21 protein-coding genes are annotated in these 22,202 nt (G+C 61.2%); 7 read left to right on the top strand and 14 right to left on the bottom strand.

Annotated features, from left to right (window positions below; translation table 11 throughout):
- Positions 1-27: 27 nt before the first annotated feature.
- Positions 28-2,031, bottom strand: coding sequence for a M1 family aminopeptidase (locus tag H8B14_RS11550; RefSeq protein WP_187315784.1), 2,004 nt, complete (start codon positions 2,029-2,031; stop codon positions 28-30).
- Between the two features lie 152 nt (positions 2,032-2,183).
- On the opposite strand from H8B14_RS11550, the gene H8B14_RS11545 reads away from it, so the two are divergent.
- Positions 2,184-4,451, top strand: a complete 2,268-nt coding sequence (locus tag H8B14_RS11545; RefSeq protein WP_187315783.1) for a T9SS type B sorting domain-containing protein — start codon at positions 2,184-2,186, stop codon at positions 4,449-4,451.
- A 102-nt stretch (positions 4,452-4,553) separates the two neighbouring features.
- On the opposite strand, the gene H8B14_RS11540 is transcribed toward H8B14_RS11545, so the two are convergent.
- The 3 genes from H8B14_RS11540 to H8B14_RS11530 form a co-directional block, all read right to left on the bottom strand.
- A complete protein-coding gene (locus tag H8B14_RS11540) occupies positions 4,554-5,198 on the bottom strand; it encodes a cytochrome c oxidase subunit 3 (protein ID WP_187315782.1) in 645 nt (214 codons plus the stop codon).
- Between the two features lie 222 nt (positions 5,199-5,420).
- Positions 5,421-5,765 (bottom strand): hypothetical protein, encoded by a 345-nt coding sequence (locus H8B14_RS11535; protein WP_187315781.1) that lies wholly within the window; start codon positions 5,763-5,765, stop codon positions 5,421-5,423.
- Positions 5,758-6,003 (bottom strand): hypothetical protein, encoded by a 246-nt coding sequence (locus tag H8B14_RS11530; protein ID WP_187315780.1) that lies wholly within the window; start codon positions 6,001-6,003, stop codon positions 5,758-5,760. The genes H8B14_RS11535 and H8B14_RS11530 overlap by 8 nt, the downstream gene beginning before the upstream one ends.
- Positions 6,004-6,227: 224 nt before the next feature.
- Here H8B14_RS11530 and H8B14_RS11525 point away from each other — a divergent pair, with 224 nt between their 5' ends.
- The 4 genes from H8B14_RS11525 (at position 6,228) to H8B14_RS11510 (ending at position 10,371) form a co-directional block, all read left to right on the top strand.
- A complete protein-coding gene (locus tag H8B14_RS11525) occupies positions 6,228-7,052 on the top strand; it encodes a TapB family protein (protein WP_187315779.1) in 825 nt (274 codons plus the stop codon).
- 35 nt (positions 7,053-7,087) lie between these two features.
- On the top strand, positions 7,088-7,609 hold the full coding sequence (locus H8B14_RS11520) for a DUF4920 domain-containing protein (protein ID WP_187315778.1): 522 nt from the start codon (positions 7,088-7,090) through the stop codon (positions 7,607-7,609).
- A 169-nt stretch (positions 7,610-7,778) separates the two neighbouring features.
- Entirely contained in the window at positions 7,779-9,914 is a 2,136-nt protein-coding gene (gene ligA, locus H8B14_RS11515; protein WP_187315777.1) for an NAD-dependent DNA ligase LigA, read from the top strand.
- 67 nt (positions 9,915-9,981) lie between these two features.
- Complete coding sequence (locus tag H8B14_RS11510; protein ID WP_187315776.1) at positions 9,982-10,371, top strand: rhodanese-like domain-containing protein; 390 nt, start codon at positions 9,982-9,984, stop codon at positions 10,369-10,371.
- Positions 10,372-10,509: 138 nt separating this feature from the next.
- On the opposite strand, the gene H8B14_RS11505 is transcribed toward H8B14_RS11510, so the two are convergent.
- Positions 10,510-11,436 carry a polysaccharide deacetylase family protein gene (locus H8B14_RS11505; RefSeq protein WP_187315775.1) on the bottom strand — a complete coding sequence of 309 codons (927 nt, stop codon included), beginning with the start codon at positions 11,434-11,436 and terminating at the stop codon, positions 10,510-10,512.
- A gap of 124 nt (positions 11,437-11,560) precedes the next feature.
- On the opposite strand from H8B14_RS11505, the gene dapA reads away from it, so the two are divergent.
- A complete protein-coding gene (gene dapA / locus H8B14_RS11500; RefSeq protein WP_187315774.1) occupies positions 11,561-12,427 on the top strand; it encodes a 4-hydroxy-tetrahydrodipicolinate synthase in 867 nt (288 codons plus the stop codon).
- 99 nt (positions 12,428-12,526) lie between these two features.
- Here dapA and H8B14_RS11495 read toward each other — a convergent pair whose 3' ends face one another.
- The 6 genes from H8B14_RS11495 to H8B14_RS11470 all read right to left on the bottom strand — a co-directional run bounded on the left by H8B14_RS11495 (position 12,527) and on the right by H8B14_RS11470 (position 17,079).
- Positions 12,527-13,126, bottom strand: a complete 600-nt coding sequence (locus tag H8B14_RS11495; RefSeq protein ID WP_187315773.1) for a DUF6707 family protein — start codon at positions 13,124-13,126, stop codon at positions 12,527-12,529.
- Between the two features lie 63 nt (positions 13,127-13,189).
- A complete protein-coding gene (locus H8B14_RS11490) occupies positions 13,190-13,924 on the bottom strand; it encodes a (Fe-S)-binding protein (RefSeq protein WP_187315772.1) in 735 nt (244 codons plus the stop codon).
- A gap of 24 nt (positions 13,925-13,948) precedes the next feature.
- The gene (locus H8B14_RS11485; protein WP_187315771.1) at positions 13,949-14,218 is read right to left on the bottom strand and encodes a hypothetical protein; all 270 of its coding nucleotides are present in this window, start codon (positions 14,216-14,218) and stop codon (positions 13,949-13,951) included.
- A 12-nt stretch (positions 14,219-14,230) separates the two neighbouring features.
- A complete protein-coding gene (locus H8B14_RS11480; protein WP_187315770.1) occupies positions 14,231-15,082 on the bottom strand; it encodes a hydroxymethylglutaryl-CoA lyase in 852 nt (283 codons plus the stop codon).
- A gap of 74 nt (positions 15,083-15,156) precedes the next feature.
- Complete coding sequence (locus H8B14_RS11475) at positions 15,157-16,134, bottom strand: hypothetical protein (RefSeq protein ID WP_187315769.1); 978 nt, start codon at positions 16,132-16,134, stop codon at positions 15,157-15,159.
- A 213-nt stretch (positions 16,135-16,347) separates the two neighbouring features.
- Entirely contained in the window at positions 16,348-17,079 is a 732-nt protein-coding gene (locus tag H8B14_RS11470; RefSeq protein ID WP_187315768.1) for a helix-turn-helix domain-containing protein, read from the bottom strand.
- Between the two features lie 236 nt (positions 17,080-17,315).
- Here H8B14_RS11470 and H8B14_RS11465 point away from each other — a divergent pair, with 236 nt between their 5' ends.
- A complete protein-coding gene (locus tag H8B14_RS11465) occupies positions 17,316-18,659 on the top strand; it encodes a peptidoglycan DD-metalloendopeptidase family protein (protein WP_187315767.1) in 1,344 nt (447 codons plus the stop codon).
- Positions 18,660-18,789: 130 nt separating this feature from the next.
- On the opposite strand, the gene H8B14_RS11460 is transcribed toward H8B14_RS11465, so the two are convergent.
- The 3 genes from H8B14_RS11460 to H8B14_RS11450 form a co-directional block, all read right to left on the bottom strand.
- Positions 18,790-19,389 carry a hypothetical protein gene (locus tag H8B14_RS11460; RefSeq protein ID WP_187315766.1) on the bottom strand — a complete coding sequence of 200 codons (600 nt, stop codon included), beginning with the start codon at positions 19,387-19,389 and terminating at the stop codon, positions 18,790-18,792.
- A gap of 242 nt (positions 19,390-19,631) precedes the next feature.
- Complete coding sequence (locus tag H8B14_RS11455; protein WP_187315765.1) at positions 19,632-20,351, bottom strand: hypothetical protein; 720 nt, start codon at positions 20,349-20,351, stop codon at positions 19,632-19,634.
- Positions 20,348-22,087 carry a S8 family serine peptidase gene (locus H8B14_RS11450; protein WP_187315764.1) on the bottom strand — a complete coding sequence of 580 codons (1,740 nt, stop codon included), beginning with the start codon at positions 22,085-22,087 and terminating at the stop codon, positions 20,348-20,350. The genes H8B14_RS11455 and H8B14_RS11450 overlap by 4 nt, the downstream gene beginning before the upstream one ends.
- Positions 22,088-22,202 lie beyond the last annotated feature (115 nt).

Raw genomic sequence — 22,202 nt, 5'->3', positions numbered from 1 at the left:
GCTTTTTTTGTGTGATGAAGGCTTGCCTTATTCGCGCACAAAACGAGCCAGCGACACTTCGCCAGCCGCCGAAGTGAGGCGCAGGTGGTAGAGGCCGGCAGCCAGCGTGCGGGTATCCAGCTGAGCATGTAGCGGATCGACGCTCTGGCGCAGCAACACCCGGCCGGTAGCGTCCGTCACCTCGGCTGTGGCACGGGCCGTCAGGTCTTTCAGGCGTAGCGTTTCACGGCATGGGTTTGGGTACACGCTCAGGCGGGCGGCGCGGGTGGCAGCCGTGGCCAGCACCAGCGCATTGTCGCGGAGGATGGTGGGAGTTACCTGCAGCACCCATTGGTCGGGGTCCACGAAAACGGCGGTAACGGTTTTACTGGTGGGGATACTAAATGAGGATACGGCCTGCCCATGACGCACCCGCAAGGTCTGGCTGGTATTGTCGCTGAAAACAAGGCGGTAATCCAGTTCCACATCAAAGAAGGGCGTGACAGCCGGCATGCTCACCGTCTGGGTGTTGCGGATAAACACAGTTGGGCCTACCTGATTCCAGCGCACATTGAAAATCGGGTACCCTTCTCCTGCATACCACTGGTTGAAAAAGTACTGGAGCGAGCGGCCGGCTTCGGCCTCAAAAATACGCTGCAGGTCGATGGTGCGGGCCGTGCGGCCGCTGTAGGTGCTCTGGTAGGTGCGCAAGGCCCGGAAGAACTTCACGTCGTCGTTGAGCAGGTAGCGCAGCATGTGCACGACAGTGGCGCCCTTCTTGTAGCTGAGGCGGGAGCTGAAAATCCGGCCTACGTTGGTGGTATCGGGCACCCGGACGCTACCGCCGAGCTGCTGCCGGGCCGTAGCCTGCGCACTGTTCATCCAGCTGCGGGCATTGGCCGCCGACGAAAACCGGTCGAGTGAGAGGTACTCACCATAGGACGCGAAGCTTTCATTGAGCCAGATATCCTCCCAGGAGGCGCAGGTCACGTTGTTACCAAACCATTGATGAAACAGCTCATGTGCCGTGAGCGTGAAGCTGAAGCCGTCCTGGGTGGTCATGGTCTGGTGCTCCATGCCGCCGCCAATCGGGGCCATGCTGTGGCCGTATTTTTCGCTGGCAAACGGATATAGGCCTACCTGACTGGAGAAGTTTTCGAGGAAACCCGGCGTGCGGTCAATTTCAGCACGGTAGAAGTTGAGGGCCGCCTGGCTGTAGACGTAATTGACGATAGGAACCTGGGGGCCACCCGTGGGGTTGGCGTAGTTCACATACTCGATGTAAGGCGCCACGGCTACCGACACCAGGTAGTAGGCAATGGGCTTGGCGCGGTGCTTCCACTCGTAGCGGCTCTTGCTGTTGGCAAGGGGCGTCACGCGCTGCAGCACGCCGTTGGACCCCACCTTGTTCACGCTGCTCGTCGTCACCCACACATCCAGCGAGTCGGCTTTGTCGGTGAGCACCTGCTTGCAGGGCCACCACTCGTGGGCCGAAAACGGCTCGGAGAGGCTCCAGGTAACATTCACGCCGTAAGTGCTCTGAAACTGCGTGTTCAGGGCATTGCCGATGGCGGCGCTGTTGCCGTTGGGCGCGGTGCCACGGTAATAAACTACGGTGCTAAACAACGTATTGGCCGGCACTACCTGCGGCAGCAGCACGGTCACGTCGGGGCCGGCGCGGCGGATACCGTTGGCACGGCCCCCATTTACCACCACCGAGTCGATGGTAAACGTGGGGTACAGTTCAAATGCTACTGAGTCGAGAGGCTGCGTGAGGGTGCGGGCCAGCATACGGACGTTGCCGCCCACATTGCGCGAGTTATTTTCCAGCGCAATGTCCAGCTTGTAGTATTTCACGTCGTAGCGGTCCATCTTCCGGCGGTGCGGCACGCTGGTGGCGGGGCCCCGCAGGGCGGTGCGGGTGCGGGCCTGGCTGCACAGCAGCGCGGCATCGTCGGGCGCTAGCCGGGCGGGCGTTGGGTCCGAGGGTTGAGCCTGCAGAGCAGGAGCCAGCAACAGCAGCCCCGTCAGGAAAGAGTAGAATCGCAGCATGGAAGCCTAAGTGGGTGAGAATAAAGGAGTGTCACAAATTCAGTTCCCAAGATACAGAGCCTGTAGCAGACAACTGCTGCTGTTAAGGTGCAGGTTCCGGCGCGGCGTCGTATATTCGAAAGGTATCCGCGCCAGCCCACTCGGCCTCTTCTATGCATGCACTTCTATCCTACTGTTTCGGCCCCTGTGGTTCGGTCCGGCGCCTGCTACCGGCGCTGCTCCTGTTATTGGCCCTGCCAGCCCGCGCTACCCACATTGTTGGCGGCGAAATGGACCTGCAATACCTGCAGAACGCCACCTACCAACTCACGCTCAATCTGTATTTCGATGCCGTGAATGGCAGCTCCGGAGCCCTGGACAATGATTTGACGGTTAGCATTTTCGAGAAAGGCACCAACCGGCGCATGCAGAACCTGACGCTGCCGCTGGGCGCCAACACGCTGGTGAACTACACCAGCCCGGCCTGTGCGCTGCCCACGTCTCTGGTCACGCGCAAGCTCGTATACTCGGGCCGGCTGGAGCTGCCCGCCAACACCTACACCAACCCCGCCGGCTACTACGCGGCCGTGGAACGCTGCTGCCGCAACAGCGGCATCCGCAATATTCAGGACCCGGCCGACGCCGGGCAGACGTTCTATCTTGAGTTTCCGCCGGTGGTGCGCAACGGACAGCCTTTCCGCGACTCCACGCCCCGCATCTTCCCACCGCTCGGCGACTATGCCTGCCTGGGGGAACTGTTCTACTACGATTTCGGGGGCCAGGACGCCGACGGGGATTCGCTGATTTATGAGCTGGCCACGCCCCTAAACGGAAACTCCACGCCGGGCCTTCCCAAGCCGCCCGTAGCCAACCCACAGCCGTACCAGGAAGTACGCTGGACTGCCGGCCTGAGCACCTTCAACCAGATTCCCGGCACGCCTACGCTCAGCATCAACCGGCAGACCGGCCGCCTGCAGGTGCGCCCCACCGACGAGGGCCTATTTGTGTTCGGCATCCGGTGCTCGGAGTATCGGCAGGGCGTGAAGATTGGGGAAGCGCGGCGCGATTTTCAACTCAAAGTCATCAGCTGCCCGCGCAACGCCGCCCCTACCATGCGCGTGACAATGCCCAACGGCGCCGGCACCTTCCGGCCTGGCCGCGACACGCTGCGTTTGCGCCCTGGCTTCAGCCGCTGCCTCACCCTCAAAGTTTCCGACCCCGATTCGCCGTCGCGCCTCACCATGTCGCTGCGGCCCGTGAACTTCTCGGCCGGGCAGCTGCCCACGTTCAGCACCACCCAGGGCACGGTGCGCAGCCCCGGCGCGCCCGACACGCTGGTGTCGCAGCTGTGCTTTCCGGCCTGCTTCAACACGCGCGGCCAGGTATATCTGCTGGATTTGATAGTGGCCGACAACGGCTGCAGCCTGCCCAAGCGCGACACCGTCCGTCTGGCTTTCACGGCTATTCCCGACCCGAACACGCCGCCTGTTATCAGCAGCACGGCCGCCCTGCCTCTCCGTGCCCGCATCGGTGACCTGATAACCTTCGACGTAACGGGCTTCGATGCCGACAGTGACCCAATGACGCTGAGCATGGCCGGGCGCGGCTTTGCGCCCACCGACTTAGGCGTCACGTTCGTGCAGCAAGCCAACGGCAATCAGCTGCTGGGCCGCTTCACGTGGCGCGTAGACTGCCGGGCGGCGGCCCGTACCTCCTACGAGTTCGACTTCACGGTCAGTGCCGGGCCCTGCTCCGAGCCTACGGCCGTGAGTTTGCGCATTCCCATCCAGATTGACTACTCCAACACGCCGCCCGTGCTGGTTTCCAGCCTGCCGGCCCCTAGCCCTACCGGCCCGATTGATGCGCCGGTACGCATCCGGCGCCTGATCGGCAACGCCTACGAAGCCACCTTTACGGGTACCGATGCCGATACCGACCCGCTGGTATTGTCGGCTACCGGCAACGGGTTTGATCTGGCGGCAGCGGGCATGAGCTTCCGGCCGCAGAACGGCAACGGCCGCGCCACTGCCACTTTCCGCTGGGACCCAAACTGCACCGGCCTCAAGCTGCCGGAAGGCGCCCTGGAAGTGACGTTTCGGCTGCAGGAAACCACCTGCCGCCCCGAGCCCCGCTCCCGCGTGGTGCGTTTCGAGTTGATCAATCCGGATACCGTGGCTTTCACGCCGCCCAACATCTTCACACCCAACAACGACCCGGGCCGTCTCAACGAATACTTCCAGGTGGAAAACCTGCCGCCCGACTTCTGCGACTCGCGCTTTGCCGACGTCAAAATATTCTCGCGCTGGGGCAACCTGGTATTCCGCAGCACCGACCGCAACTTTCGTTGGGATGGCGGCCAGCTGGCGCCCGGCACCTACTTCTACCTCATCGAATTCACGGATGGCCGCAAGTTCAAAGGCCCTATCACGCTGGCGCGGTAGTGGTTTTAAGTGATGAGGTGAATGGTAATGGAATAATGAAGCGACACATGTGTGTCCGACGCCTCATTACCCCATTACCATTCACCTCATCACTTAAAACCACTAATACATAAACACAAACACCACAAACAGCAGCACCCACAGCGCGTCGATGAAGTGCCAGTAGGTACCCAGCATGCGGAGCTGCAGCCGGCGGTAGGGGTTGCGGATAAACACCAGCGTACGCACGGCGTCGCGGGAAGCATGCATGGTGCGCAACAGCAAAGCCAGCAGAAACAACATGCCGCCCAGCAGGTGCAGCACGTGCAGCGCCGAAATCAGGTATACATAAGTGCCGCTGGCTTTCCCCTCGAAGAATACACCCTGCAACATCAGCTCCCGCCAGCCCAGCACCTGCAAACCCGCAAAGATGCTGCCCAGCAGCAGCGTAGCCCCGAGGCAGCGCGCCAGCCCGTTCACGTCGTCGGTGCGGTAGAGGCGCGGGGCCTGCGCCAGCACGTAGCTACTCAGAAGCAGCACGATGGTGCTGATGGAAAAGAACTTGGGAAACTGCTGAATGCCGGCCGGCAGCTGGGTGGCCGAGCGGGTGCTGATGTAAGCGCCCACCAAAAACAGGAACAGCACACCGATGCCCACCAGCCCCAGGTACAGCATCATTTGCAGCGGCGGCACCCGCTCCATGCGCTGGAAGGTGGAAACCGGCTGGTTGGCACCCACTTTGTCTTTACGTTCTTTATCGGAGTTCATGCGCAGCAGAAGTAGCAAGGGTTGTTTGGCAAACCATTCCAACCGCCTTTAGTTCCGGTAAAATGATGCTGCCCAGGCGTTCTGCCTCCTTCCAAGATACGCAAACCACACGCCCCCCGACAAGCAGGATTTGGGGTATTTTGGGGCTCAGGGAATAGGGCTCAGTGCTTGGGGCGTCCAGAGAAATGAAGCACCCAAGCACTGAGCCCTATTCCCTGAGCCCTAATTTTTAAAGAATGACCCGATTTTGCCTAGCACGGCGTTGAGTGTGATTTTTGGGCTGCGGCTGGTGCCGAACGTGACGTAGGTTTTGCCTGCAACCCGCAAATCCAGCACCAGCCCTAGGCGCAGGGCCAAGTCGTTGAGCTGCTGTAGTGGGTCGGGGGCGCGCGGGTCTTTGGGCTTGGGCGGCGCGTTGGGGTCTTTGGGCGGGCCGCTGGTGAGCTTGTCGAGCACCCGCTGGCTGGGCACATTGAGAATCAGGTAGGTACCCGAGGCCGCTACCTGAATATCGTCGCCATCCAGCGAAACAACCAGCTGCGCCTCTATTTCGAGGCCACTAGCCAATGGACGAAGGCGTAGTGGGTGGCAACGCAGAATCGGCGGGCTTTTCGCCGCGCGTACGGATGCGCAGCGAGCCATTGAGGCGCCAGGTAGCAGCTGGCGCGGTGGGGTTTTGCGGGTTGGGCACCTGCAGCTCCATCTGGTCGAAAGCCAGGGCCAGCTCTACGCCACCCGACAGCTTGGATAGCAAAGAAGCGGCCGTATCGGCCCAGGAAGTAGGTTGTGCGGAAGAATCGGGCATGAGAATGAGTGGTTGAGGAATGATGCAACGCGCAATAGTCGGCAGTTTCTGCCAAACGGCGCGCTGGTTCGCAAGTTACACGCCCGCCCGGACTCCGGAATGCCGGTGGGTAGCACTAAAGCATACTGGCAGCACTTTTGAGAGGTCACTGCTTAAGCTTGCAATCAAAATATGCCGGATTGCGTATGTTGGCCCACTCACCTTTTTTATTGTTCAGCTGGCTTATGCCCTTCTCCTTTCGCTTTCTGCTGCTGGCCCCTGCTCTGGCACTGCCGCTTTCCTCCGCTCTGGCCCAAACTGCCAACCTGGCTCCTGGCGCTACAGCCACGGCGGCCAGTCAGCCTTTTGCCCTCACCGACAATACAGAACTGGTGTACCGCGTGCTTGATGCTGGTGGCAAGGCCATAGGCGAGGTTCGGCAGCGGGTAGCAGACCTGAAAACTACTGAAAGAGAGGAAGACAAGCTAAAGGTAACCGAGCAAACGGCACTGCTCAAGAGCGGCACCTACAGCCGTAAAAACACGCTGGACCGCATTCAGGACCTAACTTTCCGGGCCCGCCGCGACACCAGCTTCACCGATGGCATGGGCGAAATTAACAACGACGCCCTCCGCTCCTTCCGCGACCGGAAGCTGGCCTTCGAAACCACGCCGCTGGCCTGGCCCAACCAGCCGACGGTAGGCACGGAACTACCGGCCGGTGGGGTCAGCATCAAGATCAGCAGCTCGGTGGTGAGCATTGCTACTGTCAGCACCACCCTGCAGAAGCGGCGCGTAGTAAGTGGCCCGGCCCCGATTACCACGCCGGCCGGCACCTTCCAGTGCTACAAGGTAGAGGCCGAGCGTGAGGAAGCCACCATCCCGCGGCCCGACATGGCCATGCGCAGCAGCACCAAGCAAATCGACTACTATGCGCCGGGCGTGGGCATTGTGCGCACCGAGCGCTACACCAAAAACGGCAAGCTCAGTGAAGTGCGTGAGCTGACGTCTCGTAGTGCCGCCAGCCGCCAAACGTCCGAGAAGGTAAAAGTCAAAACAAAAAAGTCGTAATTTCAGGGCGCAACCTTTTTTCAGCGCCCATATCCATGACCATCAAGCAATTCAGCCTGGCCGCCACCCTCCTGACGCTGGCCGCCTGCCAGACCACGCCAGCCACCGAAACGACTGCTACCGCCCAAACGCCGGCCGCTACGCCGGTAACCCTCACTGGCAAAACCTACGGGGCCGCCGTGACGGCCGAAGGCGCACGGCCGCTGTCGGAGCTGCAGCAGGTGCTCGGCACTCAGGACTCGGCCCAGGTGAAGCTGGTGGGCAAGGCCGATGCCGTGTGCCAGGCCAAAGGGTGCTGGCTGACCATGAAAACGCCCGAAGGCCAGGAAATGCGGGTTAAGTTCAAGGACTACGCCTTCTTCGTGCCAAAGGACATTTCCGGCCAGACGGTAGTGATTGACGGCTGGGCCCACCGCGAGGTAGTGCCCGTGTCAGATCTGCAGCACTATGCCAAGGATGCCGGCAAGTCGGAAAAAGAAGTGGCGGCCATTACCAAGCCAGAAGTGCAACTCAATTTTGAAGCCAGCGGCGTACTCGTAGCCGACAAAACCCTGTAGGGCACCACCGCTTTGCTAACCTCACTAAAAAGCCCACCTGATGGTATTCAGGCGGGCTTTTTCCGTTCTAGCTGCGCATAAAGCCGTAGCTTGCACTCCCGAAATCAGTTGCTTCTACCGTTTGCTTTAGGTGGGCGGCCCTTGTGCCGGCTGCTTTCTTCTCTGCCTTATGACGCCCGACATCCAAGCCCGAATTACGGCCCTCACCGAACGCCTGCACCACCTCAATTACCAGTACTACCAGCGCGACATCAGCGAAATTCCGGACCAGGAGTTTGACCACTTGCTGGCGGAGCTGGCGGAACTGGAAAAGCAATACCCTGAACTGGCCCACACCAATTCGCCCACCCAGCGCGTGGGCGGCACCATCACCAAGCAGTTCCCGACGGCAGCGCACCGTTACCCGATGCTCAGCCTCGGCAATACCTACTCCGAAGCCGACCTGCGCGAGTTCGACGAACGGGTACAGAAGGGTTTGGAGGGCGCCGACTACGCCTATGTCTGCGAGCTGAAGTTCGATGGCGTGGCCATGAGCCTAACCTACGAAGCTGGCCAGCTTACGCAGGGCGTCACGCGCGGCGACGGCACCCGCGGCGACGTGGTAACCAGCAACGTGCGCACCATCAAGAACCTGCCGCTGCATTTGCGCACGGCCGGCCCCGCCCAGCCGCCGGAGTTTGAGGTGCGCGGCGAAATATTCATGCCCCTGCCGGTTTTCGCGGAGCTGAACGCCGAGCGCGAGGAAAACGGCGAGGCTCTGCTGGCCAACCCGCGCAATGCTGCCAGCGGCGCCCTCAAGCTGCAGGACTCGGCGCTGGTGGCGGCGCGGCGCCTGCGCTTCTATGCCTACTCGTTTCTGATGCCGGGCCGCAGCATCTTTGACACGCACAGTGCCTCACTGGAAGCCCTCAGTGGCTGGGGCTTGCCCGTGTCGGACACGTGGCGGCGGTGCGGCTCCATTGCGGAGGTGCTGGATTTCGTGCACGAATGGGATAAAAAGCGCTTCACGCTGCCCGTAGCTACGGATGGCATCGTTATTAAGATCGACGATTTCCGGCAGCAGGAATTGCTGGGCTACACGGCCAAAAGCCCGCGCTGGGCCATTGCCTATAAGTATCCGGCCGAAGCGGGCCGCACCCGTCTGCGCGACGTGCAGTACCAGGTGGGCCGCACCGGCGCCGTCACGCCCGTGGCCCTGCTCGACCCCGTGCCGCTGGCCGGCACCGTGGTTAAGCGCGCGTCCATGCACAACGCCAACCAGATTGCGGCCCTCGATTTGCGCGTCGGCGATATGGTATTTGTGGAGAAAGGGGGCGAAATCATTCCTAAAATTACGGGTGTGGATTTGATTGCGCGGCCCACTGACAGCCAGCCGATTGTGTACCCTACGGTGTGCCCGGCCTGCAGCACCCCCCTGATCCGGCCCGAAGGCGAGGCGCATTTCCGCTGCCCCAACGACCGAGGCTGCCCGCCGCAGCGCAAAGCCAAGCTGGAGCACTACGTGTCGCGCAAGGCTTTGAACATCGACGGTCTGGGCGCCGAAACCGTGGGCCGCTTCTTCGACCTGGGGCTTGTGACGGACGCGGCCAGCCTCTATGACCTGCCGGCCAAAGCCGAGGAGCTGGCGCAGCTCGACCGTATGGGCGAAAAGTCGGTGCAGCGGCTGGTGGCTGGGCTGGAGGCAAGCAAGCAGGTGCCCTTCGACCAGGTACTGTTCGGGCTGGGTATCCGGTACGTAGGCGAAACCGTGGCCGAGAAGCTGGCCAACCACTACCGCACTATGGAGGCCCTGATGGCCGCTACAGCCACCGAGCTGGCGGCCGTGCCGGAAGTGGGCGGCGTCATTGCCGAGTCGGCGGCGGCGTGGTTTCAGGAGCCGCAAAACCAGGAGCTGGTGGCGCGGCTGCGGGCGGCGGGCGTGCAGCTGGCCCTCACCGGCGAGGCGCCCCAGGCTATGAGCAACCGCCTCGAAGGGCTGACGTTTGTGCTGTCGGGCGTGTTTGAGCTGCACTCCCGCGACGAGCTGCAGGCCCTGATTCAGGCGCACGGCGGCAAAATCACGGGCAGCATCAGCAAGAAACTCAGCTTTTTGGTAGCCGGCGACAAGATGGGCCCGGCCAAGCGCGAAAAAGCCGTTGGCTTCAAGGTGCCCATCATCAGCGAAACTGAGCTGCTGGCCATGCTGCCCGCCGGCCCGGAAGCCACTTCAGCCCCCGCAGAAACCGACGATACAGCACCTACTATGTCGGCCGATTCGGATTCAACGCCACTCCAGGGCACCGGAACCCAAACTTCATTGTTCTAGCGCAGTCCGGTTTAGCTTCCCGGCTGGACAACTTAGCAGTTTGCCTTCTTTCACAAAGTCCCTAACAATGTACCGCTACCTTTCCACCCTGGCGCTGGCCAGCCTACTTACGGGCAGCGCGGTACTGGCCCAGGCGCCCACGCCACCCCCACCCGACATGGCGCCGGCCAAGGCCACCAAGCTCATCCGGCGCCATAAAGTGGTGGTGCTGGACGTGCGCACGCCGGCCGAATTCGCCACCGGCCACGTCGTGGGGGCCCGCAACGTGGATTTCAAAGCCGCCGACTTCGCCCAGCAGGTCAGCCAGCTCGACAGCACCCAAACCTACCTAGTGTACTGCGCCAGTGGCAACCGCAGCAGCAAAGCCGCCACGCTCATGCGCCGGCAGGGCATGCGCAGAGTGGTAAACGGCGGCTCTTTGCCCAGCCTCAAGCAAGCCGGCGCCAAAACCGAATAGCTTCCTCCCAACTCAACAGCTAGACAACGCAAAACGCCCCACCTGCGCAAGCAGACGGGGCGTTTTCACGAAAGCATCAGGAAGAGCACCAGCTACAAAATCCGTGTAATCCGCTAAAATCCGTGCTAATCCGTGATCCTAGAAGGACTGCACGATGCTGTTGTGCAGGGTGCGGGCGCTCCAGTAGCCGCTGGCAATGATCCGACGAATGGTGAACAGCGGGTCCTGCGGGTCGCGCTTTTCAGCCAGCACGAAGGCGGCCACCATGCCGCGCTTCTTCAGCTCCGGAATGGCTTCGGGATTCCAGAGGCCGAAGGGATAAGCGAAATACTTGATGTCTTTGCCGGTGATTTCCTCCAGCGTTTTGGTGGGCTTCTCGATCTGCGTCACCCAGTCCTCGCCCTGGTACTTCTTCACGTTGTGGTGGTCCCAGGTGTGCGAGCCGATGACGTTGCCTTCATCCGAAAGCTGCTTCACCTGCGCCTTGCTCATGTAGCGCGGCCGGCCCAGGCTCACGGTCATGATGAAGTAGACGGCCTTGAAGTTGTGCTTGTCCAGCTCGGGCTTGGCCACCGTGAACTGGTCGAGGTCGGTATCGTCGAAGGTGAGCATGATGGGCTTGCTCGGGAGCTTGGCGCCGGTGGTGAGGTAGGCGTAGAGCTGGTCGGGCAGGATGGTGTGGTAGCCGGAGTCGGCCAGCATCTGAATCTGCTTTTTGAACGCATCCACCGGCACGATGTAGTCTTTAGCGCCTCTTGAGTCCTTGGCGCGCCAGTCGCGGATCTGGTGGTAGCACAGGATGGGTACCTGCGGCCGGGCCGTGATGGTGGCGGCATCGGCGATGCTACCGGCCGGAATGGTGCTGGGGTCAGGAGCAGCGGCGGTGGTACCTGCTTTAGTAGCAGAGTCTTCGGCGGCCGCGGTGGCGGCGGTGCCGCTCATGGCGGTGCTGGCAGGGGTGCTGGTTTCGGCGGTGGCGGCCGTTTTGGCGTCGTTGCAGGAAGGCAGGGTGAGGGCCGAGGCCAGGGCGGCGGCGGTCAGCAGCGCGGAGGAAGTAAGCTTCATGAAAAAGGAAAAGCGGCCGGAGAGCCGGCAAATGCTGTAATTTTGTGGAAAGAAGGCCCATCAGAACATCGGCGTACCTTTGTTCCTGACCTCCTACCCTACAAAGCAACAGCTAATTCCTCGCATGGACAAGCTTCACGGCACCGGCGTCGCCCTCGTCACGCCCTTTACTTCTGATACGCACGCCGTGGACTACCCGGCCCTGCGCCGCCTCCTCGATTTCGTTGTTGATGGCGGGGTGGAGTACCTCGTCATCAACGGCACCACAGCCGAGTCGCCCACCATTTCCACCGACGAAAAGGCGGAAATCCTGCGCGTGGCCCGGGAGCACACCGCCGGCCGCGTGCCGCTCGTGTACGGCATCGGCGGCAACGATACGGCCGCCACAGAAGCCCTGCTGCGCTCCACCGACCTTACCGGCGTTTCGGCCATTCTGTCGGCCTCGCCCTACTACAACAAGCCCAGCCAGCGCGGCATCATTGCCCACTACGAGCGGCTGGCCGACGCCTCGCCCCTGCCCATCATCCTCTACAACGTGCCCGGCCGCACCGCCTCTAACCTCACGGCGGCCACCACGCTGCACCTGGCCCAGCACCCCAACATCATCGGCATCAAGGAAGCCAGCGGCAACCTGGAGCAGTGCATTGCCATTGCCGCCGCCAAGCCCGCCGACTTCCTGCTGATTTCCGGCGACGACATGATGACGACTTCTCTGATCAGCTTCGGGGCCGTGGGCATCATCTCGGTGCTGGCCAACGCCTTCCCGCGCCGCTTCTCCGACATGACCCGCGCCGCCCTCTCCGGCGACTTCCCAAAGGCCAGCCAGCTGCTGTTCGGCTTCACCGACCTCAACCCGCTGATGTATGAGGAAAGCAACCCCGTCGGCGTGAAAGCCGCCCTGGCCGCACAAGGCCTCTGCTCCGGCGCCGTACGCCTGCCGCTGCTGGAGGCTTCGGAGAGCCTGATGGAGCGGGTGAAGCAACTAATTTAGTTGCTTTTACCACCGAGCCTGCCTTCCTGAGCATGCCGCTTCATACGCACTTTGCTCAGGAAGACAGGCTCTCCTATTTGCTTGTTGTTCAGCTACCAACTAGGGCTTGACAGCACGCAATTTGGTCAAGTCTGCAGCAAAACGCTGTTCGAGTTCAGTTACAGATAAATCGGCTGAACCTCCTTGAGCTTGAATAAATAAGATTTCCCCTAATTCAATTAGCCGATAAGCTGTAGCAGTCGCACTATCGCCAAATAGCTCTGCTTGCTCAATCTCGACGTCCCGTAATAAACCTCCAGCTAAGCGCCTGCTCAATGCGCCCACCTTAATCTGCTGCATAAAGGGATTTCCAACGGAGTTGGTAGCTTGAAGCTTTTCCACACACATTTGAGCGGCTGCCATTTGTCCGGCTTCAATCCGCAGCTTCCATTCCAATGCCAGGGTCAACTCTACCCAAGTCCATTGATTATAATCCTGCTTGAACTCCAAATCATTGAGCAGCCGACAAACTTGCAGGCATATTTCCGGTAACTCATACACGTACAGCCAATAAGCTAAGACCTTTGTGCGCTCGAGTGTTGCAGCTACACTTGGCTTAAAGCGTTCTGCCAAGCTAACGGCTAAGCGGACCAAACGTGGATAAGCAGGAATGCTGGTGGATATGGAGGCCAGTACATTACGTTTTTCGTCAAGTGTCATACCTGTTTGGTTCGCCACTCATAATCGGAACGTTAACGCCGAGTTTGTCAAGTTGAAACTCCCTTACCAGCCACTCGCCAGCACATCGGCAATGTGCATCGTCTTGATGGGCTTCTTCTCGCGGCGGATGTAGGCGTCGAGGTGCATGAGGCAGCTCGTGTCGGTGCTGACGATGTAGTTAGCGCCGGTGGCCAGGGCGTGCTCCACCTTCTGCTCGGCCATGGCTACGGATATGGCCTGAAACTTCACGGCGAAGGTGCCGCCGAAGCCGCAGCAGGTTTCGCTCTCCACCATTTCCAGCCGCTGCAAGCCCGGAATAGCATCCAGCAAACGGCGCGGGCCTTCTTTGATGCCGCACTCGCGCAATGCCGAGCATGAGTCGTGGTAGGTGTAAGTGCCATTGAGGCGGGCCTGCGGCACCGACTGCACGCCCAGCACGTCCACCAGAAACTCGGTCAGTTCGTGGATGCGGCGCTGGATACCGTGGTATTGGCCTTGCTCGGGGCTGCCATCGAACAGCTCGGCGTAGGAGTTGCGCACCATGCCCACGCACGAGGCCGAAGGACTCACGATGTAGCGGCCCGGCTCGTTGGGGAAATCATCAAGAAACTTGCACGCCACTTCGCGGCTTTCCGCCTTGTAGCCCGCGTTGTAGGCAGGCTGACCGCAGCATGTCTGATTGCTGTTGTAGTGCACCTCGCAGCCCACGGCTTCCAGCACCTTCACCATGTTCATGGCAGTTTGCGGAAACAGCTGGTCTACAAAGCAGGGAATGAAGATATCGACGGCAGTTGGCATGAAGCTGATGACTGTTTTTGGGAGTTATAAATAATCCTCAATTAGTTGCCATGTATAAGGGTAACTAATTTCCTCTGAATACCTACGTTCAAAAAGCTTATAGCCAAAGGCACGTTGTATATACAGCACAATCATACTAGCATCAAACTCTAAACGATATTCCTGATCCTTATCATTCGATTCAATTCTGTACTCTGTGTCTGGTTTCAGCTCGATTTCATAGCAATCAGGCTCAACCCATATTGCTAACTTATTAGCTTGGCGGTTGTAAAATTCTATTCCAATCATGGACATAGTATTTACTAGCTAATGCCCCGCAAATATCTCCTGATTCAGCTGCATGGCCTCGGCCAGCGCTTCCAGGTTCAGATGCAGCTCCTCCCCTTTTTCGGTGGCAAACTCAATCAGACGCTCGGTGGGCATGTTGCCGGTTAGCTGGTCCGTGGCCATGGGGCAGCCGCCGTAGCCGCCCAGGGCGCCGTCGAAGCGGCGGCAGCCGGCTTCATAAGCAGCCTGCACCTTCTCGCGCCAGGTGGCGGGCGTGGTGTGCAGGTGCGCCCCGAACTCGATGTGCGGGAAGGCCGCCGTCAGCTCACGGAAAGCCGGCGCAATGGTGGCCGGCATGGAGGCCCCAATGGTATCCGACAAAGCCACGATGCCCACGCCCAGCGCGTCGAGCTTCTGAGTGAACTCGCCCAGGATTTCGGGGCTCCACGGGTCGCCGTAGGGGTTGCCGAAGCCCATGCTCAGGTACACCACCTGCTCCTGCCCGGTACGCGCGCACAACTCCTGCATGCGCGTCACGTCCTCAAATGCCGCCGTAATGCTCTTGTTGGTGTTGCGCTGCTGGAAGGTTTCGGACACCGACAGCGGGAAACCGATGTAGCGGATCTGAGGGTACTGGGCAGCGGTTTCGGCCCCGCGCAGGTTGGCCACGATGGCCAGCAGCCGGGTGCCCGACTGCGCCAGGTCCAGCCCTTCCAGGACCTTGGCGGTGTCGGCGAGCTGCGGAATGGCTTTCGGCGACACGAATGAGCCGAAATCCAGAGTGTCGAAGCCCACACGCAGCAGCGCGTTCAGGTAGGTGGTTTTCTGGTCGGTCGGGATGAAAGTGGGCCAGCCCTGCATGGCGTCGCGGGGGCAGTCGATAAGTTTCATGGGCAGCAAGCTGAGTGGGAGGCGCAAAGGTAGAAGCCTGCCCGACATCTGCCCGCTGTGGCCCGGTTGGCCTGTTAGCGCGGCACTACGCCGTAGCGGCGGCCCTTCACGTCCAGAATCAGGGTGCGGCCCTCAAACGGCTGGTTGCCCAACATGCCCGCCATCCCCGAAAAGCGCATCAGCGTCGATTGCATCAGGCCCATGCCTTCAATGTAGGTGACGGTGCGCAGCGGGGCCTCGATGGTGCCAAAGCGGATTTGGGCGGCCGTGGGGGCCGTGTGCACGAGCAGCTTTTTACCCCAGGAGTTGGAAGCAGTGGTGCGGGTGGGCGCACCCGGCGTTGCCAGCTGGCTCCAAATATCCTCGCTGGTAATCAGCGCGTTGGCACTAGAACCCGAGTCAAACAGCAGCTGCTGAGGCTTGCCCTGCAGCCCGGCATCGAGCAGCACCCGGCGGTTGGTGAAAGCCAGCGGCCCGAATTCGGCGCGCCGCGCCAGGCTATCGGGCACTTTGGTGCTGAGGGTGAACTGGTTACGGGCATAATCCAGAACCAGCACGCGGCCGTCCAGCACATCCGTGCCCAGCGTACCAATGACATAGGGCGCCAGGCTATCGGCGGGCAGTTCGGGGCGGCCCAGGGCCAGCACCTTGGCTTGGCGCATCGTCACGGGTGCCCCGCCCAGGCTGAACCGGAAGTTCTGCACCATATCCTGGGAAACCTGCAGCGAGGTGCTTAGGGCCGGGTAGTGGCGGCGCAGCACTTCCAGCTGATGCGCGTAGAGCAAGGTGTAGGGGGCGCCGGTATCAAATTGCAGGTAGAGCGTGCGCGGGCAATTCGGCAGCTGCACGGGCACCAGCAGGGCGTCGTGCTGCACGGCGGGTTTGGCGGTAGTATCGGTGGTCCAGCGGAGCGAGCCGACAGCGGGCAGGCCTGTTACCGAGAGTTGGTTAACCGGCGGCGCAAACTTCTGCTTCATATAGAAGTACCCGCCAATGCCGCTCACAACGAGCAGCAGCACTACGGAAAGCAGAATTTTGAAGAGCGTTTTCATGACACTGAAATGAGGGGTGGAAGACGGCAGCAAACCTACCTGCTCCTCTCGCTCAGCCGTGCGTCATTTGCCCGCCATTTGCCCGCCACATGCCGCAAACAACTACACATCAGCAGCTTACACTATATACGTCGATTTGCTTTAGCTCGAAAATGGCGTATTTCTATCAGCCAATTAACAGCCCTTATCAGCTGAAGCAACGGCCAGTCATTGTCAGAGCCGCACCGGATAGATGTCCAGCCGCCCCTGCCGCAGGCGGCGGGCATAGTAGGCCACTGTCAGCACGTTGAGCAGGTAAGTAACCACCATCACCAGCAAGAAGCCTCCTTTAATGGGCGTCCGCTGAAACTGCACCGCCACCACCTGTCCTACGGCCAGCAGCACGTACGCGAAGAAGCTGCCCACCTGCCACAGCACCTGAAAGCCCAGCACCCGCCGGCCCACCTCGGCCGCATGCGCAATGGTGTGCCGCTGCTTCCGCCACAGCACAAACGGCACCACCAGATTGAGCAGCGGCAACACCAGAAAGCTAAGTGCGCTTAGGTTAATAAGCTGCAGGAAATCGGGGTCGGAACGCAGGACGGGCGTGGGCGCGGGCATATCAGCTGGCACTACAGTAGCTGTAGCGGCCTCCTGCCAGGCGGGCAGTGTGGCCGTAGTTGTAGCCAGGTTGGCCGGGGAAGCCGCCGCCAGCGCCGCAGGCGCCGATTGAGCCGGTTCCAACGGCAACGCTGCAGACGTTACCCGTGTGGGCTCTGCGTGCAGCTGCTCTAGCGGCACCTGCAGGGCAGTCGCCAGCGCCAGCAGCGTGTGGCCGCGCGGCACCGTATCGCCCTGCTCTACCCGCTGAATGGTGCGCAAGCTCACCCCCGATTGCTCGGCCAGCACTTCCTGAGAAAGCCCTTTACTTTTACGAATGGTAACGATACGGGCAGCAGAAAACATAACGGCAGGCGAAGTAAGGCTAATAACGCCTCAAGTATACTGGTTTCCGCTGCTCCAAGCACCACCGCCGCTCCGAGGCCGAATTCACCTGACCGGTTGTTGCAAGCGGGTATTGCCAGGTCATTGCTGAAATAGCACCGCTGTAACAGCCGCACCGCAACCAGTCCGTGGTAGTGCCGGCGCAGGCCGAACTACAGCGCCCGGAATGGGGTTGAGCAGGAAACCAACTGTTCTTCATGCCACTCCCCGTTCGTTACGCCCTATTTCTAGCGTCCTTATTCTTGCTGGCTGCCTGTGGCAAACAGCAAACCCTGCAGGGCATCTTTCAGAAAACTACTCCCCACGAAGCCTACGCCCGCCAGCTGCGCCAGGCCGGCCTTGCCGAAACGGCCTTGGGCCGCGACTGGCTGGCTGCTGCCGACCGCGCCTTGCGCGACTCGCTGGTGGTGACGCTGCCGTTTCAGGAAACCGGCTACTTCGCGGCCGACCGCGCTACGGCCGCTGCCTACCGCTACCAGGTGCGCGAGGGTGAAACCGTCCGCATCAGCCTCACCCTCGACAAAAACACCGACGCCCGCGTGTTCCTCGATGCCTTTGAGCTGGACCCGGAACGCCGCGCCACCCGGCCGCTGGCTTCCGCCGACACAACAGCACTGGCCTTCAGCTACGTGGCCGAAGACGACCGCCAGCATCTGCTGCGCGTGCAGCCCGAACTGCTGCGCACCGGCCGGTTTACGCTCCGGATTCAGCGGGCGCCCAGCCTGAGCTTTCCGGTGCGGGGCAAAAACGACGTGGCCGTGGGCAGCTTCTGGGGCGTTGACCGGGACGGCGGGGCCCGCCGCCACGAGGGCATCGACATTTTTGCCAAGCGCGGCACGCCGGCCGTGGCAGCTGCCAACGGCTACATCACCCGCGTGAATGAGACCCCACGCGGAGGCCGCGTGGTCTGGCTCATGGACACCGAGCACAGCCAGCACCTCTACTACGCCCACCTTGATAAGCAACTGGTGCAGCCCGGCCAGCAGGTGCGCATCGGCGATACGCTGGGGCTGGTGGGCAACACCGGCAATGCCCGCACCACCCCGCCCCACCTGCACTTCGGCGTGTACCGCGGCGGCCGGGGTGCCGTCGACCCGTTCCCGTTTGTGCGCCGCGCCGATGCTGCCCCCGCCGCGCCGCGCACGGCCCCGGGCCGCCTGGGCGAATGGGTACGGGTGCAGGAGAAACGTACCGACCTGCGCCGGGGTCCCGTAGCCAAGCAAGCCGCTGTGGCAGTTCTCGCGCGCGATACCCCGCTGCTGGTGGTAGGCAGCCAGGCCGACTGGTACCGCGTGCAGCACCCGAATGGGCAGATTGGCTATGTATCGGCGCGCACTGTAGTACCGGCCGCCTCCCTTCGCCGCTTAGCGCTACCGGCCGCCACCGACTTGTATGCTGCCCCTGCTGTGGGCGCCGCCGCCCTCGATTCGTTGCCGGCCAAAAGCTCGGTGGCCGTGTTGGGTGAGTTTGGCGGCTACCGGCTGGTGCGTAGTGCAGCAGGCCAGCTGGGCTGGCTGGCCGCCGAAAACTTCGGCTCCTGATTCAAAAAAACACTGTCAGCCACCTATTCACCTATTTGCTATTTAAACCATTGCACCGTTTTATTATAAACCAACAAGGCCCTGCTCGTCTGTGAGCAGGGCCTTGTTGGTTGTGTACAAGTTGCAGTATTTACTCTGCTACAATCACGGCTTTCTGTAGCTTCTTGGCATACGCCAAACGACGTTCTTTGCCATTGGCAATATAATCGAAGCCATAAGCCTTGGTGTCGGCCTTCACGGCTTGCCACGCGGCTGGATCTACATCTGCTGGCTGAGTGGCGGTGCGCGCCACAGCCGGCTGGGTGAATCGGTCTTCCCGGAAGAAGGCATTCATACCCTGCAGAATGGCAATTTCCTTGTCGCGCACGGTGGCCGACTGTGGGTCGTCCATTTCCCGCTCGTCGAGCAAGGCCGTTGCAGGCATTGACTCTTTGCGTAGCGTATCGCCGGTGCTGCTGATGATGATAAGGTTGGCTTGAGCGTTCAGGATTTTAGTGCCTTGCAGCTGCAGCACGAAGTTGTCTTTGGTCTTGGTGTTAGAAAAGTAATGCGTAGCATTCACGGTGCGCAACACCGTGCGCTCGTTCACCCGGCTACGGGTTCCTTCAGGCGTAGGCGTGAAGGGGCGGTCGGGGTTGCGGGAGTTGCCCATCTCCTTCTCCGTATTGATGCAGGAGGTAGTCTGAAGCAGCATTCCCGTGCAGGCGGCGGCCAATAGAATTTTTTTCATCTGGTGGTAAGAACCCATTATCAAGTCAGTTCGGCTGCGTGAAAAACTTCCCAAAATCCGGAAAGCATCTAATAAGCCGCGGCAAGGAAATTCTCTATCAAAGTTACGGCTCTGTGCCTATCTACCCAAAAAATGGCACAGGGTTGGGCTGGTTTACTTTTTTCTTTTTCCATCCCTACAATAATTCCGGCTTCCAGCTTCAATAAAGCTCCGCTGGCAGTTAGCATTTCAGGCTTGGCGCATCATAGCCAGCCTATTTCCACTCCTACGGTCCAGCGGGGCAGTTCCGGAAATTCCATCGGAGCAGCGGAGGTGAACGTATCGGAGAGGCGGTAGCGGGCCACAGCGGCATAGCGGCCCGTGCCCAGCCGGCCCCCCACTCCGTAGGACCAGCGGCGCAGATAAGGCAGCCCGGTTGCGATGATCCGAACCTTTTTGGCACTGTTGCCGGAAGACCGGTCTTCGGTGCGGTGCGCAGTGCTCAGGGCCCAGCCGCCCCAGCCATTCAGGTCGAGGTAGCGGCCGACAACGTTGCCACGGGCTCCCACATTCAACCGGACAAATGTTTCCAGGTGGGTTTCCATCAGCGCCAACGACTCGCGGTAGTGCTGCGTGGGTGTGGGCAGCAGTTTGCCCGTCTTCTGAGCCAGATCATAGGTGCGGCGCACAAAACGCAGGTCGAAACCCGCGCTCAGGGGCTCACTGAACCGGAACTTGTTGCGTACGCCCACTGCCAGCTCGGCCGAGCTGCCGTAGCGCAGCGGGGCGCCCGGTCCGGCAGCCACACCTACTACGGGCATATAACTGACATACAGATGATTGTAAAACGCCCGGTTCGGGCCATACTGTTCGTAGGTGGTATCCTGAGAGACGGTGGACTGCAGTAACACCCGTTGGCAATGCCCGAGGCGAGGGTGTAGCCACATGGCAGCCAGCAGGATAATCAGGTAGCAATGCTTCATAAAACCGGGTAGCTGTGCGTAGCGCCCAAATAAAATACGCGGACCACATCACCGGACTGCAGGGTGCGGCGCGGAATGCGCAGAATAGCCCGCTGGCTGACCTCCACCACTTCATAGCGCCGCAGCACTCCGCGCGCGTCGGCAATATGCCAGTAGAGGTAGCCCGAAGCAGGTAGCCCCATTGCTCCGCTCACGCCCCCCACCACCGACTGGGTGGAACCGGCCGGACGGGACTCTTCACGTCCAACTGCCGACACCCGTTTGGGGTCAGGCAGCGTACTCAGGGAGTCAGAGTAGAATGGCAAGGGTTTCAGAGCTTCAGTCCGAATATTCACAGCCAGCAAACTGTCCTGCACCACAAAATCGATGGTTGGCGACGGGCCAGCGGCGGCGCCCCCACGGGCAGCCAGGTGCAGTAGTCGGCTGGCCTGCGGCAGCCCATAGCCGTGGGCATAGTCGTAGTAAGGATACAAAGTGGCCGACTGCTGGAGCAGCCCAAACAGTTGCATGGCCGTGAGGCCGCGCTGCTGCTGCCAAGCGCAGGCCGCCAGCCCCGCTACCAACGGGCTGGAGAAGGACGTACCATCCACCCGCACATAGCTGCCGTTGGGCGCCGCTGCCAGGACTGTACCGAAGGCGGATACGTTAGGCTTGAGCCGCCGGTCGGCAGTGGGGCCATAGGCGCTGAAGTTCAGATGCAGGCCCGTTTCGGGATCTACTCCTCCTACAGCCAGCACCGAGTCGGCATCGGCGGGAGTGCCCACGGTGTGCCAGTCGTTGTCGTCGCCATCGTTGCCGGCGGCACTTACCACCAGCATACCTTTGCGCGCGGCCAGGCTGGCGGCACGGGCCACCAAACTACGGCGCCCGTTCATTTGCTCCGGAAAGTAGCGCCGTGTGGTGTAGCCCAGCGAGGAATTGATGATGTCGGCGCCGTTGCGGTCGGCCCATTCGGCGGCGGCCAGCCAATCCAGCTCTTCGCGGTATAGCTCACGCTGCATCCGCTCGGTGCGGGCCAGCAGGTAGGTGGCGTCGGTGGCCAGCCCCAGCGGCGTGCCATCGGGCAAGCGGCCGGCCAGGCAGGCCAGTACTTCGGTGCCATGGCTGCCGCCGTGGAAGACATTGGTAGTATGCCGGGCAAAGTCATAGGTGGCCACTACCCGTTTTCTCTCAAACAATTCCCAGAACGCCGCGTGCTTGTCGGCCCCACTGAAACCAACGTCGAATACGGCAATGCGTATCCCGGAGCCAGCCAGGGCAGCCTGGCGCAGCGCATCGGCGCCAAGACTACGGGTCTGGCGGCGGGCCAGCTGCCGGTCGGCGGTGCTAAGCGGGCGGTCAGTAGTTAGGGCATCGGTTGGGGCTGCCTGGGAAGCCGGTAGCAACGCCAGCGCCTCCAGCCGCGACACACGCACCACGCCTGGCAGCCGCGCCAGTGCAGCCGCCTGCGTTGGCGTGGCACGGCAGGCTACCGCATTAAACCAGCGGCTGACAAGCAGCACCGAATCGGTGTGCTCACGCACCGCCCGCAGGTAATCAGCGCGTAGCGGAAAGTCGGAGCTATCAGCAGCGGGCAGGTGCTGGCGCTGGCGCCGGGCTTGGGCAGCAGCGCTGAAATACGTAGTCGGGCTGAACTCTACGCCTGCCTTATTGCGCAGCTCCACCCAATAGCCCGCAGTGGCTGGCGGAACAGTGGCCTGAGCCGAAGCAATAGTTGCGGCCAGCAGGAGCAGCATCCAGCACATGGCTGCCGCGCATCGCGGCGGAAACGTCAACTCATTCATGCAAAAACATCCATCAGATACAGGCGCTACTCTCCTGCTTAGTTTCCGGCTTAGTCTGCTGGCCGGG

This window comes from Hymenobacter puniceus, from assembly GCF_014333525.1.
GTDB lineage: Bacteria > Bacteroidota > Bacteroidia > Cytophagales > Hymenobacteraceae > Hymenobacter.
Note: the sequence above shows the minus strand (reverse complement) of the source record. Positions and strands in the feature narration are given on the sequence as shown.

What these genes read in the sequence shown, in the direction of transcription:
- H8B14_RS11550 (WP_187315784.1), bottom strand. Translation starts at nt 2,031, where the DNA reads ATGCTGCGATTCTACTCTTTCCTGACGGGGCTGCTGTTGCTGGCTCCT.
- H8B14_RS11545 (WP_187315783.1), top strand. Translation starts at nt 2,184, where the DNA reads ATGCATGCACTTCTATCCTACTGTTTCGGCCCCTGTGGTTCGGTCCGG.
- H8B14_RS11540 (WP_187315782.1), bottom strand. Translation starts at nt 5,198, where the DNA reads ATGAACTCCGATAAAGAACGTAAAGACAAAGTGGGTGCCAACCAGCCG.
- H8B14_RS11530 (WP_187315780.1), bottom strand. Translation starts at nt 6,003, where the DNA reads ATGCCCGATTCTTCCGCACAACCTACTTCCTGGGCCGATACGGCCGCT.
- H8B14_RS11525 (WP_187315779.1), top strand. Translation starts at nt 6,228, where the DNA reads ATGCCCTTCTCCTTTCGCTTTCTGCTGCTGGCCCCTGCTCTGGCACTG.
- H8B14_RS11520 (WP_187315778.1), top strand. Translation starts at nt 7,088, where the DNA reads ATGACCATCAAGCAATTCAGCCTGGCCGCCACCCTCCTGACGCTGGCC.
- ligA (WP_187315777.1), top strand. Translation starts at nt 7,779, where the DNA reads ATGACGCCCGACATCCAAGCCCGAATTACGGCCCTCACCGAACGCCTG.
- H8B14_RS11510 (WP_187315776.1), top strand. Translation starts at nt 9,982, where the DNA reads ATGTACCGCTACCTTTCCACCCTGGCGCTGGCCAGCCTACTTACGGGC.
- H8B14_RS11505 (WP_187315775.1), bottom strand. Translation starts at nt 11,436, where the DNA reads ATGAAGCTTACTTCCTCCGCGCTGCTGACCGCCGCCGCCCTGGCCTCG.
- dapA (WP_187315774.1), top strand. Translation starts at nt 11,561, where the DNA reads ATGGACAAGCTTCACGGCACCGGCGTCGCCCTCGTCACGCCCTTTACT.
- H8B14_RS11495 (WP_187315773.1), bottom strand. Translation starts at nt 13,126, where the DNA reads ATGACACTTGACGAAAAACGTAATGTACTGGCCTCCATATCCACCAGC.
- H8B14_RS11490 (WP_187315772.1), bottom strand. Translation starts at nt 13,924, where the DNA reads ATGCCAACTGCCGTCGATATCTTCATTCCCTGCTTTGTAGACCAGCTG.
- H8B14_RS11485 (WP_187315771.1), bottom strand. Translation starts at nt 14,218, where the DNA reads ATGTCCATGATTGGAATAGAATTTTACAACCGCCAAGCTAATAAGTTA.
- H8B14_RS11480 (WP_187315770.1), bottom strand. Translation starts at nt 15,082, where the DNA reads ATGAAACTTATCGACTGCCCCCGCGACGCCATGCAGGGCTGGCCCACT.
- H8B14_RS11475 (WP_187315769.1), bottom strand. Translation starts at nt 16,134, where the DNA reads ATGAAAACGCTCTTCAAAATTCTGCTTTCCGTAGTGCTGCTGCTCGTT.
- H8B14_RS11470 (WP_187315768.1), bottom strand. Translation starts at nt 17,079, where the DNA reads ATGTTTTCTGCTGCCCGTATCGTTACCATTCGTAAAAGTAAAGGGCTT.
- H8B14_RS11465 (WP_187315767.1), top strand. Translation starts at nt 17,316, where the DNA reads ATGCCACTCCCCGTTCGTTACGCCCTATTTCTAGCGTCCTTATTCTTG.
- H8B14_RS11460 (WP_187315766.1), bottom strand. Translation starts at nt 19,389, where the DNA reads ATGAAAAAAATTCTATTGGCCGCCGCCTGCACGGGAATGCTGCTTCAG.
- H8B14_RS11455 (WP_187315765.1), bottom strand. Translation starts at nt 20,351, where the DNA reads ATGAAGCATTGCTACCTGATTATCCTGCTGGCTGCCATGTGGCTACAC.
- H8B14_RS11450 (WP_187315764.1), bottom strand. Translation starts at nt 22,087, where the DNA reads ATGCTGCTCCTGCTGGCCGCAACTATTGCTTCGGCTCAGGCCACTGTT.